This is a genomic window from Tateyamaria sp. LSS28 (genome assembly GCF_059611725.1).
Genome location: NZ_JCAPFI010000002.1, coordinates 375960 through 389619 on the forward strand (window position 1 = coordinate 375960; position 13660 = coordinate 389619).

Genomic DNA, 13660 nt, shown 5'->3' on the forward strand with positions numbered 1-13660 from the left:
CATGCGGATTGTCACGGCCCTGGGTGGCAATGCCCTGTTGCGGCGCGGCCAAGCGCTGACGGCAGAGAACCAGCGCGCGAACACCGCGATTGCAGCGGAGGCCCTGGCGCAGATTGCGATGGATCATGAGTTGATTATCACTCATGGCAACGGCCCGCAGGTGGGGCTGCTGGCCTTGCAGGGCCATGCCTACAAACCGGACGAAGCCTATCCGCTGGATGTGCTGGGCGCGCAGACCGACGGCATGATCGGCTACATGATTGAACAGGAGCTGGGCAACCGGCTGCCGTTCGAAAAGCCGCTGGCCACGTTGCTGACCATGATTGAAGTGGACCGGGACGATCCCGCCTTTGCCGATCCGACGAAGTTCGTGGGGCCAGTCTATGACAAGGCCGAGGCGGACCGGATTGCCGCCGAAAAGGGCTGGCAGATGCGGGCCGATGGCGACAAGTGGCGGCGTGTTGTTCCCTCGCCGTTGCCCCAGCGCATCTTTCAACTGCGCCCGATCAAGTGGCTGGTCGAGCAGGGCACCGTGGTGATCTGCGCGGGTGGCGGCGGCATTCCCACCGCTTACAATGCTGAGGGCGATCTGGAAGGGATCGAAGCCGTCATCGACAAGGATTTCGCCTCGGAACTTTTGGCGCGGGAGATCGGTGCGGACCTGTTCATTGCCGCGACGGACACCGAAGGGGTGTTTCTGGACTGGGGCACGCCCGACCAGCGCGTGATCAAGCTGGCATCACCTGAGGCGCTGGAAAAGCACAGCTTTGCCGCCGGGTCCATGGGACCGAAAGTGGCGGCGGCCTGCCAGTTCGCCCGTAAGACCGGCAAGACAGCGGCCATCGGCATGCTCGCCGATGTGGAGGCGATGGTCGCGGGAGAGCGCGGCACGCTGATCTCAGCCGATGCGACAGGCATCACATTCCATGACCCATCCCCGGATGAGGGTGTAGCGGTTGAAACGGAGGTGCGCCATGGTGCGTGAACTGATCCGCTACTCGCAGGTTCTGGAAATCGTGGGCGATACGCTCAAGGTCCATGTGCCGGAGAGGGCCGAGGCGGACAGCGTGGTGCGCTATGGCGATCTGGCCGTGGTGAAAAGCGTGGATGGTGCGACATCGCTGGCGCAGGTCATTCGGATTGAGCGCGATATCGTGTCCCTGCAAGTGTTTTCCGGCACCAAGGGGATTTCAACTGGAGCCACGGCGACCTTTCTGGGCCACCCGATGCAGGCGCCCTATTCCGGCAACATTCTGGGTCGCGTTTTTGACGGGGCGGGGGCACCGGTGGATGGCGGCCCGGACCTGAGCGGTGAGCCGCGCTATGATATTGGCGGGCCGTCGGTGAACCCGGCAGAGCGCATCGTGCCCAAGCGCATGATCCGCACCGATGTGCCGATGATCGACGTGTTCAACACCCTGGTGGAGAGCCAGAAGATCCCGATCTTTTCGGTGTCGGGAGAGCCTTACAATCCCTTCCTCGCCCGGATCGGCATTCAGGCGGATGCGGACATTGTTGTCTTTGGCGGCATGGGCCTGATCTTTGACGACTTTTACACCTTTCGGCAGTCGTTCGAGGATGCGGGTGTGTTTTCGCGCACGGTCATGTTCGTCAATCAGGCCTCGGACCCGTTGGTGGAGCGGTTGCTGGTGCCTGATCTCGCCCTGGCCGTGGCCGAGAAGTTCGCTGTGGAGGAGGGCAAGCGCGTGCTGGTCCTGCTGACCGACATGACCGCCTATGCCGACGCGATGAAAGAGGTGGGTATCAGCCAGGAGCGGGTGCCGTCGCAGCGCGGCTATATGGGCGATCTCTATAGCGAATTGGCGCGCCGGTACGAGAAAGCGTGCGACTATGCTAAGGGTGGGTCGGTCACCATTCTGGCCGCGACCACCATGCCGGGCAATGATGTGACCCACCCTGTGCCTGACAACACCGGCTACATCACCGAGGGGCAGTTTTACCTGCATTCCGGTGTGATTGACCCGTTCGGCAGCCTGTCGCGCCTCAAGCAGAACGTAGTGGGCAAGACCACGCGCGAGGATCACAGCCAGATCATGAACACGATGATCCGGTTCTATTCCGAGGCCCGTGATGCGACCCAGAAACAGGCGATGGCGTTCGAGCTGTCGGACTATGACCACCAGGTGCTGAAGTTTGGCGACCTGTTCCGCGCGCGGTTCATGGACATCAACGTGTCCATGCCGCTGAAGGAAGCGCTGGACCTGTGCTGGCAGACGCTGGCCGAATGCTTCACCGCAGAACAGTTGCTGATGAAGCAAACCCTGATCGACAAATTTTTCCCCAAGGTGGCGCATGGCGCGGTTGCAGCTGAATAAATCATCGCTCGCCCGCGAGGCGGCGCAGTTACGGTCCTATGAACGGTTTCTGCCGTCGCTGGATCTGAAGCGTCAGCAGCTGATGGCGGAACGGGCCAAGGCTGTGGCCGAGGTGGCCGCCTTGCAGGAGGAAGTCGACCGGCTGGCGGCGGAGGTCGGGCGCGATGTGCCGATGCTGAGCAATCGCGATATTGATCTGAGCGGGTTGGTAGAGCTGACCGACTATCATCTGGGTGAGGAGAATGTGGTGGGCACGCGCCTGCCCGTGCTCGACCGGATCGAGGTGACGGTGCGCCCCTATTCGCCCATGGTGCTGCCCCATTGGGTCGATCATGTGACGCACCTGTTGCACGACATGCTGACCGTCCGGTTGCGTGTTCAGGTGGCGCGCCAGCGGGTCGAGGTGCTGGACCGTGCTGTCCAGACCGTGACCCAGCGGCTGAACCTGTTTGACAAGGTGCTGATCCCCACCGCCCGCGCCAACATCAAGAAAATCCGCATTTACCTGAGCGACGAGCAGACCAGTGCCGTGACCCGGTCTAAGATCGCCAAACGGAAGCGGGGGGCGGCATGAGCATTGCGCCCTTGAAAAAGCTGAGCCTTGTGGGGCCTGTGGCGGCGCAGGACGCGGCCCTGACACGCCTGCAGGATATGGGTGTGATGCATATCCTGCCGCTTGCCCCGGTCGAATCCCGGGTGGAGAAGCGGGTGAGCCGCGAGGCGGAGGAGGCCTATAAAGCACTGCGTTTTCTGGCGGTTGTACCGGGTCCACGGCGGCAGGTGCGCAGCGATCCCGATTTCGATGTACAGAGCTTTGTCGCGGATGTGCTGGCGTTGAAGGACAGGTTGCGCGGGGCGCGGGACCGCCGTGATGCGCTGGCCAACCGGTTGCAGCATATGGAGCCGTGGGGAGATTTCGAATTCCCACCGCTCGAGAGCCTTGCAGGTCAGCGCCTGTGGTTCTGGCAACTGCCGGTGAAGCACCGCGCGGCGCTGCAATCGGTGGACCTGCCCTGGCAGATTGTCGGGCAAGATGCGCGGTATCTCTTTGTTGTGGTTCTGAGCCCGGAGGAGCCGCCGAGTGATCTGCTGCCTGTGCCCCGGGTGCATTTGGGGGCGAAACCCGGCCGAGTGCTTGAAGCCGATCTGGAAACTGCCGAGATCGAGATTGAAACCCTGCTGGGCGAGCGGATGGCGTTGACCCGCTATCTGACCTTGCTACGCGGCAAGCTGTCCGAGGCCGAAACGCTGGCCGAACGGGCCTTTGCCGACAGTCAGACCTTGCGCGATCCGGACCTTTTTGCCGTGCAGGGCTGGGTGCCCGAGGCGCGCGTGCTGGAGGTCGAGGAGGCCTGTGCCCATCTGGGACTGGCCGTGTTGATCGAAGCGCCGGGACCCGAGGACACGCCGCCCACCTTGCTGGAGCAACCCGATGAGGCGGGCGCAGGGGTCGATCTGGCGACGTTCTATCAGCCGCCCCATTACCGCGCGTGGGACCCGACGCGGATGCTGATGCTGTCCTTTGCCCTGTTCTTTGCCATGATCGTGGCGGATGCGGGCTATGGCATCGTGGTGGGCCTGCTTGTTTTGGCCTTTTGGCGGCGATTGGGCGTCAGTGCGCATATGCGGGCGTGGCGGCGGATGGGGTTGTACCTGGCCGTGGCGGCCGTGGCGTTTGGCGTGATCGTGGGCAGCTATTTTGGCTTTGCTCCGCCGGAACGAGGTGTGCTGGGCGGCCTTGCGTTCCTTGATCTCAATGATTTCGACACGATGATGACCCTGTCGATCCTGATCGGTGTGCTGCACATCTGCTTTGCCAACGCGATGGCGTTTCAGGCCAAGAGGACGCGCAGCCGCTATGCCAATCTGGGCTGGATCGCTCTGCTGGTGGGCGGGATGGTTTTGTGGATCGGCGGTCTGGAGGGATCATCCCGCGACGTTGGCGCGGCGCTGATGGGCTTGGGTCTGCTTTTGGTCATGGCCTATGCCAGTGACCGGTCCGTGCGGCAGCCCAAGGACTGGCTGTGGCGCGGGTTTGACGGTCTCAAAGGTGCTGCGGGCTTGATGGGCATGTTTGGCGACGTGCTGTCCTATATGCGCCTGTTCGCGCTTGGCCTCGCCTCGGCCTCTTTGGCCATCAGGTTCAACGATCTCGCGGCGGATGTGATGGCGTCCGGCTCCGGCCTTGCTGTGCTGGGCGGGTTGCTGATCTTTGTCATCGGTCATGTGCTCAACTTCGCGCTCGCGATGATGAGCGGTGTTGTGCACGGGCTGCGGCTTAATTTCATCGAGTTTTACAAATGGGGTCTGCCCGAGGAAGGCATCGTCTTCCGGGCCTTTGCCCGCAAGGAGGTTCAGGAATGAATGAGTTTGTAATCGCATTGGGGTGGGTCGGTATTTTTTCCCCCATGGCCCTTGGCGCGGTGGCCAGCTCCATCGGCTGTTCGATTGCCGGGCAGGCGAGTATCGGGGCGATGCTGGAGACCGAGGGCGGCTATGGCCGGTTCGTCGGCATCTCGGCCTTTCCGTCGACCTTTGTGATCTATGGCATTGTCATCATGTTCACGCTGAACCGCGAGGTGACGCTTGAGAATGCGGGGGGCCTGTTTGGGGTCGGTCTGCTGTCGGGCATTGCGCTGCTGTATTCCGGGATCTGGCAGGGGCGTGCCTGTGCCGCGGCGATCAATGCGTCCAAGGAGAAGCCACAGATCTTTGGGCTGGCCCTTGCGCCCGCTGCCATCATCGAAGGCTTTGGCGTTTTCGCCTTTGTCTTTGCCCTCGTCATCAGCGCGGGGATTGCGTGATGGCAGCGGAGCAGGAGACAGCCAGAGGGGTGGATGCCCTGATCGCGCGGTTGCGTCACGATGGTGTGGCCGCAGGCACGGCAGAGGCGGAGCGGTTGGTGGCCGACGCGCAGGCGCAGGCGGTAAGGATCGTGGCAGAAGCGGAGGCTGCCGCTGAGAACACGAAGGCCGACGCTAAGAAGGCGGCAGACCGCTACGTGCGCGCGGGCGAAGAGGCACTGAACACCGCCATGCGCGATGCAGTGCTGACGATGAAATCGACCATGATGGCGCAGTTCGAACAGGACGTGCAGCGCATGGTCAGCACCGAGATGTCCGAGCCCGAGATGCTGCGCCAGATGGTGCTGGAGCTTGTCGGTCGGGCGGGGCAGGCGGCGTCGATGGGCGAGGGGGCAAGTGTGATCCTGCCCGCCGAGGTGGTCGGCCCAGAGGCGATCACGGCCAATGCCGATGACATCCAGTCGGGCGCGCTGACCCAATATGTTCTGGGTCTGGCACAGGACAAGTTGAAAGAGGGTGTGACGCTGTATGCCGCAAGCGATCTGCACGCCGGTATCCGGGCGCAGGCGGGTGAAGATGGCGTGGCGCTGGACCTGTCAGATCAGGCCATTGCTGCGCTGTTGATGCAGCACTTGCAACCGCGTTTCCGTGCCGTGCTTGAGGGGGTGATCAAGTAACCATGTCTGATCCCGATGCCTACGTCGCGCTCGTGTCCAGCCTGCCGAGTTCGGAGCGGTTGTTTGTGGCCAAGCGGCCCCCGTTGTCGCGCTTGCGGCTTAACAGGCGCCTGTCGGCGCTGAGCGAAACACATGCGCAGACGCTTGCGCGGATCGAGCGGTTGTTGAGCTGGTCGGCCTATGACCCGGGGTCGAACCTGGACACGTTGGTTGGCCGGGCAAAGGTTCTGATGTCCGATCTGCCGTATCGCACGTTGCGGCGCATCGTGGACGAACGGATGGAGTTGCGCACTGCTGTGGCCGCGCTGCGAATGCGGCATGGCGGGGCCGGGGCGCCGGAGGGGGCGTGGGGCTATGGCGTCTGGACGTCTCAGATCGCGGCCAATTGGCGGGAGCCTGCTTTTGGTCTTGAGCGGTCACTGCCGTGGTTGCGGCAGGCGGGGCAGTTGCTGGAACAGGGGGACCCGCTGGGGCTGCAACGCCATCTGCTGGATGTCACCTTTCGCCAGTTGCAGCGTCATGCAGGCCGCCATCACTTCGATTTCGAAGCGGTCGTCATCTACGTGCTGAAGTGGAACATTTTTGACCGCTGGGCCAAGGCCGACAGCGTGGCCGCGGCACAGCGCTTTACCGAACTGTCCGAAGACGCGCTGAAGAATTTCCCCCACTTGCAAGCGGAAGGAGCCACAGCATGACCGCCGCCGCAAAGAAGGTTCAACACCCCGAGGCCGAAGCCGCCACTGCGCGCATCGTCGCCGTGCAGGAAGGGTTGGTGCGGATCGAATCCATGGACAATCCTGACGGAACGCCGGGGGCCTTGGTCAAGAATGAGATGGTCTACATCCTGCCCAGCCGTCCGGCGGCGGGAGGTCGGCAGGAGCGGTTGAAGGCCGAGATTTTGCGCGTGCGGGGCAACACCGCTGACGCGCAGGTTTATGAAAGCACCCAAGGCGTCGCCGTGGGCGATCCGGTGGTGCAGAGCGGGCAGCTTTTGTCGGTGGCGCTGGGGCCGGGATTGTTGGGGCAGGTCTATGACGGGTTGCAGGCGCCGCTGAAACAGGTGGCCAATGCCTATGGCATTTTCCTGCCGCGGGGTGCGGATGTGGACCCGCTGGATCGGGCAGCCAAATGGTCGTTCACGCCGTCGGTGAAACTTGGGGATACCGTGACTGCTGGCCAGACCATCGGGACGGTGCCCGAGGGCCGCTTTACCCACAAGATCATGCTGCCGTTCAACTGGACGGGCACCTACACCGTCAACTGGGTGCAGAAGGGGGCTGTGACCGTCAATGACCCTGTCGCGCGCCTGACCTCGGATGGCGGGCAAGAGCATGTGATCCCCCTGTCACAGCGCTGGCCGGTGCGGCGACCCATGGCGGGTGATCTACTGAAATCCGGGGCTGTGCAGCGCAAGTTTCCCGATACGCCCATCCTGACCTCGCAACGGTTGATCGACACATTCTTTCCCATCGCGCGGGGTGGAACGGCGTGTATTCCCGGACCCTTTGGGGCGGGCAAGACCGTGTTGCAGAACCTGATCGCGCGCAATGCGCAGGTGGATATCGTGATCATCGTGGCCTGCGGGGAACGCGCGGGCGAGGTGGTCGAGACCATCACTGAATACCCCGAGATGACCGACCCGACCTCGGGCGGGAGCCTGATGGATCGCACGATCATCATCTGCAACACGTCGTCGATGCCTGTGGCTGCACGTGAAGCGTCGATTTTCACCGGGATCACCTTGGGTGAGTATTACCGCCAGATGGGGCTGGACGTGCTACTGATCGCCGACAGCACGTCCCGCTGGGCGCAGGCCATGCGCGAAACGAGCGGGCGGTTGGAGGAAATCCCGGGCGAGGAAGGGTTCCCCGCCTATCTCGAAAGCTCAATCAAAGGTCTTTACGAACGGGCGGGTGTGATCGAGGCGGCGGATGGAGCCACGGGCAGCCTGACGATGATTGGCACCGTGTCGCCGGCGGGCGGCAACTTTGACGAGCCGGTCACGCAAGCCACCCTGTCCACGGTGAAGTGTTTCCTCGGCCTGTCGTCGGAGCGCGCCTACAAACGCTTCTATCCGGCGGTTGACCCGCTTCTTTCGTGGTCGCGCTATCTGGACCAGATGGCGGACTGGTATGACCGCCATATCGAACCGGGCTGGACGGGCAGGGTGAAGGCGCTGCAAGCCCTGCTGGAGCAGGGCGAGCAGATCAGCCAGATGATGAAGGTGACGGGTGAGGAGGGTGTGACCCTTGGCGACTACGTGACCTTCCAGAAGGCACTGTTCGTCGACATGATCTTTCTTCAACAAGACGCGTTTGACGACGTGGACAGTTGCGCGCCGCTTGACCGGCAGCAACGTGTGTTCGGGCTGATGCAGCGGGTCGTGGATGCCACGATGACGCTTGAGGACAAGGGTGCGATCCGCAGCTGGTTCACCGAGATCACCGGCCTCTTTAAGAACTTCCACTACGCGGCGGATGGCACGCCGGAATACAAGTCGCTGCTGGCGCAGATCGAAGCAAAGATATCGGAGCTGTGAAACCGAAGGCCCTTTTGTGGCCTCACGCGCTGTCGTGTCGTTCGATGATCACGATCCCGGGTGTTGTCGTGGCGTCCGCCTTGGTCAGTTTGTACCGTTTGCCGACCACTTGCAGCGTCAGCATTGTGTTGTCCGGTTTGGCGATCAGGTGCCCCTTCGCCCGCACAACGGTGTTTTGATCGGCCAGAGATTGCGCGAAGTCCTGTGCATCGACGGGTTCGGACGGTATAATGGTCCGCGTTGTCAGGGCGATGCGGTGCGGATCGTTGTTGTGCTGGATGGGGGGGATCACTGCTGTGTCCTGTAGCAGCACCTCATGCAAGTGTTCGCTGCCGTTTTCGAGCAGGGTCGCGCGCGTAGCGTGTTGGCAGATAATGTCCCTGCTGTTTTGCCTTTGATCCGACGTGGCCAAATCCGTCTTTGTCAGAACGGTCAAGTCGGCGGCTGCGAGTTGACGGATGATCGTGTCGGCCAGGTAGCTGTCGGCCAAGTGGTCAGGCAGGCATTCGGCATCTGCCAGTACGACGATACCCTGCATCTGAATGTCATTGCCAAAAAGGCCCACCGAGGCTGCGATCTTGCCGGGCAGGGCGACGCCTGATGTTTCCAGCAGCACGTGATCGGGCTTGGGATCAAGGGTACGCATCTTGCTGAGCGCCAGCATGAGATCATCGCCATAGGAGCAGCAGACGCATCCGCCCGCCAGCGCAATCAGGTCCTCGTCCTGCGCTTCGATCAGATCGGCGTCGATCGGCAGTGCGCCGAATTCGTTGACCAAAACGGCCAGCCGTTGCCCATTTGCGTTCCGCAGGATCCGATTGATCAGGGTTGTTTTGCCAGCCCCCAGATAGCCGGCAATGATTGTCATGGGCAGGGTGTCAGACATTGGCGGCTGCGAAGGGTTTTCCGCCAAGGACGGTGCCCCACACCCGTGTGTCTTTCAGCCGTTCGGTGCCCATTTCTTCCGGGTCGTCTTCGAGCACGGCGAAATCCGCCCGTTTGCCGGCTTCGATCGAGCCGACCTCTCCATCCATGTGGAGGGTATAGGCGGCGCCGAGAGTGATAGCGTACAGCGCCTGATCGAGCGTGATCTTTTCCGCTTCGCCCAATGTCCGCCCCGATGCGGTTTTGCGGTTCATGGCGCACCACCCGGTGAACAGGGGACCAAGTGGCGTGATGGGCGCATCCGAATGAATGCCGAAGGGCACGCCTTCCCGTGCGGCGGTGCCTGCGGCGTTCATGCGTTCGGCCCGTTCCGGGCCGACCGTCAGTTCGTAGTGCTGGTCGCCCCAATAGTGATGGTGATTGGCAAAGAGGTTCACGCACAGGCCCAGTTCCTTGATTTGTCGGAATTGGGCCGTGTCGGCCAGTTGGCAATGTTGCAATGTGAACCGGTGATCGGATGACGGGGTTTTGCGCAACGCCTTGCGCATGGTGTCGATGACAAGTTGCGTCGCCTCGTCCCCGTTGGTGTGGCAATGCACTTGTATGCCTTTGGCGAGCGAGGTTTCGAGGATGTAGGCCAGTTGCTCGGGCGCGATGTACCACAGCCCGTTGGGCGCGCCATTATAGTAGCCGGGCGCGCGCAGACGTGCGGAGAACCCCTGGATCGAGCCGTCGACCACGATCTTGATCCGGCCCAGGCGCAGCTTTTCTGTGCTTTGCGGGGCGAGCGCCTCGACATGTTTGATCAGATCCTCGGGGCTGACACCGTGGTGAAAGCGCAAGGGGACGATGCGGGCGGGGTAGGCGGTGTTGCCGGTGACTTTGTGCATCAGCGTCACGGCCTCTTCGGGCAGGCGCGCGGCGAGGTCAGTTGCCGTTGTGACCCCAGCCCGCACGCAAAGCTTGCCGAAGCGCCACATGCCCTGTTCGTCGCAGGCGAGCATGTCGCGGTCGAAGCCTACGTGGATGGAGACGGGGCTCATCACATCGGGGCCTTTCAGTTCGCCGGAGGGCAGGCCGTCTGGCCCAAGCGGCACGCCCTCGTGATTGATTCCGGGTTTCAGCAGGCCCGCCAGTTCCAGCGCTTTGGAATTGACGTTCATGATGTGGCCCGAGGCATGCATGATCCCGATGGGGCGGGTGGTCGAGATCGTATCGAGCTGCGTGCGGTCCACGCGCTGGTTGTCGAAATAGATCGGATCGAGCGACCAGGCGGGCAGGGGCGCGTCGGGGTCGTCCAGCTTGGCCTCTGCCGCGGCCAGTTTGGACAGGACGGCGTCGAGGTTTTTGCAGCCGGCCTGCATGTCCCCCTCGGGCGACATGCGGTCGAAGAAGCCGACGTAGGTGTGGGACCAAAGCGCGCCTTCCTGCAGATGGCAGTGCCCTTCGACAAGGCCGGGCATCAGCACTTTGTCTGCAAATTGGGTGTCGAGTTCATAGTCGCCCCAACCCTTAAGCTCTTCCAGTGATCCTGCGCCAAGGATGAGGCCATCGCGTATGGCCACATGGGTTGCGTGCGGCTTTTGCGGGTTCATCGTCAGGATTTTACGGGCGGAGAGTATTTTGATCACGTGTGGGGGCCTGCGGCTGAAAACGTCTGTCGTGCAAGGCTAGGCGGTTTTCTTTTTGCCAAAAACTGGATTTAATCGCCGCATAAATACTATTTTATGGGGGAATGATGGCAGTCGGTCTGACGTTGAAGCAGATGCGTTACGTTGAGGCGACCGGACGGCTGGGGTCAATTGCGGCTGCAGCAGAAGCGCTGAGCATTTCACAAAGTTCGATCACGGCGGCCATTGATGCGCTTGAGGCGGAGTTGGGGTTTGGCATTTTCACGCGGGTGCCGGCCAAGGGCATTCAGAAAACCCCCGGCGGGGCCGACACGCTGAAACTGATCAGTCGCTTCCTGGCTGACTACAGGGATTTCGAGGCGGAGCTTTATGCGCTTGGTGGGGCCGTGACGGGCACGATCCGGTTGGCCTGTTTCGCAACGGCGGCGGCAACGTTCCTGCCTCCTGCGATCAAGCAGTTCCAGTCGGAGTTTCCCAATGTGCAGTTCGAGCTGGTCGAGGGCGACATGGACAATGTCGCCGAGTACCTGGACACGGGTGCGGCCGATATCGCCTTTACCTATGATGAAGTGATCGGGAGCCACCATGATTTTGACCTGATGGTCGAGCTGCCGCACTATGCCATGGTCAACACGCAGGACCCGCTGGCACAGCGCACGTCGGTGAGCCTTGCCGATTTGCAGGACCAGCCGATGATCAATCTGCAATTGCAGCGGTCGGGCACCTATTATTCGGACCTGTTTGCTGATGCGGGTCTGACGGTGCGCGTGGCCCATGCCACGTCATCGGTCGAGATGATCCGTACGCTGATTGCCTCAGGATTTGGCTTTTCCATTCTGAATGCCCGTCCTGTAAGCGCGGCGCTCGACAGTCGAGGCATCACCGTTTTGCCCATCACCGACCCGATCCCGGCCCGGCGCTTTGGCCTGGTGACCCAATCGCGGGTCACGCTGCCCTATCCCGTGCAGCGGTTTATCGAGCGTTGCCATGCACTTCGCGACGATGGGGTGTTTGAAAACCTGGCTGTACGTGCCGAGTGAGTTGAGATGATAAGAGCTATTTTTTAGCGCTTTCACACGTATTAAAACTATTTTTTCGAATGATGGTCGCCGCCTAACCTTCTCTCAACAAAAAATGAGACCCTGGGAGAAGAACCGATGAAGATCGCTGTGTTGAGACACCTGGCCATTGCCGCGGGGGTTGCCGCCCTGCTGGGGACGACGGCCATGGCCGAAGACCCCGTGCGCGGCGGAACCCTGATCACGACCCTTCCGCAGACCCCGCGTCACCTGAACCCGGCAGTCCAGTCAGGCATCGTCACGGGTGCGCCGGGTGCGCAACTGTTCGCAGCGCCGCTGCGTTATGATGAGGATTGGACGCCGCAGCCTTACCTTGCAGAAAGCTGGGCGTGGTCGGATGACGGCCTGTCGATGACCCTGAACCTTGTGCAGGGCGCCACCTTCCATGATGGCGAACCGATCACGTCCGAGGACGTCGCCTTCTCGGTCGAGACGATCAAGGCGAACCACCCGTTCAAGACAATGTTCGGCGTGGTTGAGGCGGTCGAGACGCCGGATGATCACACTGCCATCCTGAAGCTGTCACAGCCGCACCCGGCGCTGCTCCTGGCCATGTCATCGCAGTTGATGCCGATCATTCCCAAGCATATCTACGGCGATGGTCAGGATCCGAAATCGCATCCCCGCAATGGGAAGGATGTGGTTGGCTCTGGTCCGTTCAAGTTCGTGGAGTTCACGGCAGACCAGCAGGTGATCCTGGAGCGCAACGACGACTTCTTTATCGAGGGGCGTCCGTATCTGGACCGCATTGTCTATCGCATCATCAAGGACGCGTCGGCCCGTGCCATCGGCATGGAAAACGGTGAGCTGCATATGACGACGTTCGAGAACACCGTGCGCAACATCAAGCGGATGTCCGAGAACGATGATCTGGTTGCCACGGACGAAGGCTATGCCGCCATCGGTCCGATCAATTGGCTGGCGTTCAACACCGGGTCGGACGGGCCGCTGGCCGACAAGCGGGTGCGTCAGGCGATTGCTTACGCCATCGACAAGAATTTCATCCTGAATGCGATCATGCTGGGGCTGAGCCAGGAGTCGAAGACGGGTATCCACCCCGGTTCACCGCTCTACTACCCGGATGTGAACGGGTATGATCTGGACATCGACAAGGCCAACGCGCTGCTGGACGAGGCGGGGTATGAAAAGGGCGCAGACGGCATCCGCTTTTCACTGACCATCGACCACGGCAACCCGACAACAAAGCCGCAGGCGGAGTTCACCAAGGCGTCGCTGGCCAAGGTTGGTATTGATGTCAGCGTGAATTCTTTTGTCGACTTCCCGACCTGGGCCAACAAAATTTCGAACCACGATTTCGACATGACCTGGGACACTGTGTTCAACTGGGGCGACCCGGTGATCGGGGTGCACCGCACCTATGACAGCCAGAACATCAAGGAAGGCGTCATATGGTCCAACACGCAGCAATACGCCAACGAACGGATCGATGAGCTGATGGCGGCAGCAGGGCAGGAGATTGACCCCGATAAACGTGCAGCGCTTTACAAGGAGTTCCAAGAGATTCTGGCAGATGACCTGCCGGTCTATTGGACCAATACGCTTCCGTATCACACGATCTACAACAAAAAGGTCGGTAACCCGCCTCTGGGCATTTGGTCATCCTCCTCTCCCTATGACCTTGTCTTCTTGAAAGAGTAAGTTGTCCTGAGAAAGACCTTCCTGCCCCGATGTTCGGGGCAGGTTTTCAT

Annotated in this window: 12 protein-coding genes; 10 read left to right on the forward strand and 2 right to left on the reverse strand. The window is 61.4% G+C overall.

Going from position 1 to position 13660, the window contains the following annotated elements:
* Nucleotide 1 precedes the first annotated feature (1 nt).
* Genes arcC through AC53L6_RS06470 form a run of 8 tightly spaced genes read left to right on the forward strand, consistent with a single transcriptional unit; the run spans nt 2 to nt 8356 of the window.
* Complete coding sequence (gene arcC, locus AC53L6_RS06435) at nt 2-985, forward strand: carbamate kinase (RefSeq protein ID WP_496907233.1); 984 nt, start codon at nt 2-4, stop codon at nt 983-985.
* On the forward strand, nt 975-2336 hold the full coding sequence (locus tag AC53L6_RS06440; protein ID WP_496907234.1) for a V-type ATP synthase subunit B: 1362 nt from the start codon (nt 975-977) through the stop codon (nt 2334-2336). The genes arcC and AC53L6_RS06440 overlap by 11 nt, the downstream gene beginning before the upstream one ends.
* The gene (locus AC53L6_RS06445; RefSeq protein WP_299706416.1) at nt 2314-2910 is read left to right on the forward strand and encodes a V-type ATP synthase subunit D; all 597 of its coding nucleotides are present in this window, start codon (nt 2314-2316) and stop codon (nt 2908-2910) included. The genes AC53L6_RS06440 and AC53L6_RS06445 overlap by 23 nt, the downstream gene beginning before the upstream one ends.
* On the forward strand, nt 2907-4700 hold the full coding sequence (locus tag AC53L6_RS06450) for a V-type ATP synthase subunit I (protein WP_496907235.1): 1794 nt from the start codon (nt 2907-2909) through the stop codon (nt 4698-4700). The genes AC53L6_RS06445 and AC53L6_RS06450 overlap by 4 nt, the downstream gene beginning before the upstream one ends.
* On the forward strand, nt 4697-5140 hold the full coding sequence (locus AC53L6_RS06455; protein WP_299206065.1) for an ATP synthase subunit C: 444 nt from the start codon (nt 4697-4699) through the stop codon (nt 5138-5140). Before AC53L6_RS06450 ends, AC53L6_RS06455 begins: the two co-directional genes overlap by 4 nt.
* On the forward strand, nt 5140-5817 hold the full coding sequence (locus AC53L6_RS06460) for a hypothetical protein (RefSeq protein WP_496907236.1): 678 nt from the start codon (nt 5140-5142) through the stop codon (nt 5815-5817). Before AC53L6_RS06455 ends, AC53L6_RS06460 begins: the two co-directional genes overlap by 1 nt.
* A gap of 2 nt (nt 5818-5819) precedes the next feature.
* Nucleotides 5820-6512, forward strand: coding sequence for a hypothetical protein (locus AC53L6_RS06465; RefSeq protein WP_496907237.1), 693 nt, complete (start codon nt 5820-5822; stop codon nt 6510-6512).
* On the forward strand, nt 6509-8356 hold the full coding sequence (locus AC53L6_RS06470; protein WP_496907238.1) for a V-type ATP synthase subunit A: 1848 nt from the start codon (nt 6509-6511) through the stop codon (nt 8354-8356). Before AC53L6_RS06465 ends, AC53L6_RS06470 begins: the two co-directional genes overlap by 4 nt.
* Before the next feature lie 22 nt (nt 8357-8378).
* On the opposite strand, the gene AC53L6_RS06475 is transcribed toward AC53L6_RS06470, so the two are convergent.
* On the reverse strand, nt 8379-9242 hold the full coding sequence (locus AC53L6_RS06475; protein ID WP_496907239.1) for a CobW family GTP-binding protein: 864 nt from the start codon (nt 9240-9242) through the stop codon (nt 8379-8381).
* Nucleotides 9235-10872 (reverse strand): amidohydrolase, encoded by a 1638-nt coding sequence (locus tag AC53L6_RS06480; protein WP_496907240.1) that lies wholly within the window; start codon nt 10870-10872, stop codon nt 9235-9237. Before AC53L6_RS06480 ends, AC53L6_RS06475 begins: the two co-directional genes overlap by 8 nt.
* Before the next feature lie 107 nt (nt 10873-10979).
* On the opposite strand from AC53L6_RS06480, the gene AC53L6_RS06485 reads away from it, so the two are divergent.
* A complete protein-coding gene (locus AC53L6_RS06485) occupies nt 10980-11912 on the forward strand; it encodes a LysR substrate-binding domain-containing protein (protein ID WP_496907241.1) in 933 nt (310 codons plus the stop codon).
* A 117-nt stretch (nt 11913-12029) separates the two neighbouring features.
* Nucleotides 12030-13610: an ABC transporter substrate-binding protein gene (locus tag AC53L6_RS06490; RefSeq protein WP_299605329.1), complete on the forward strand. Its 1581-nt coding sequence runs from the start codon at nt 12030-12032 to the stop codon at nt 13608-13610.
* The last annotated feature ends 50 nt before the right edge of the window (nt 13611-13660 follow it).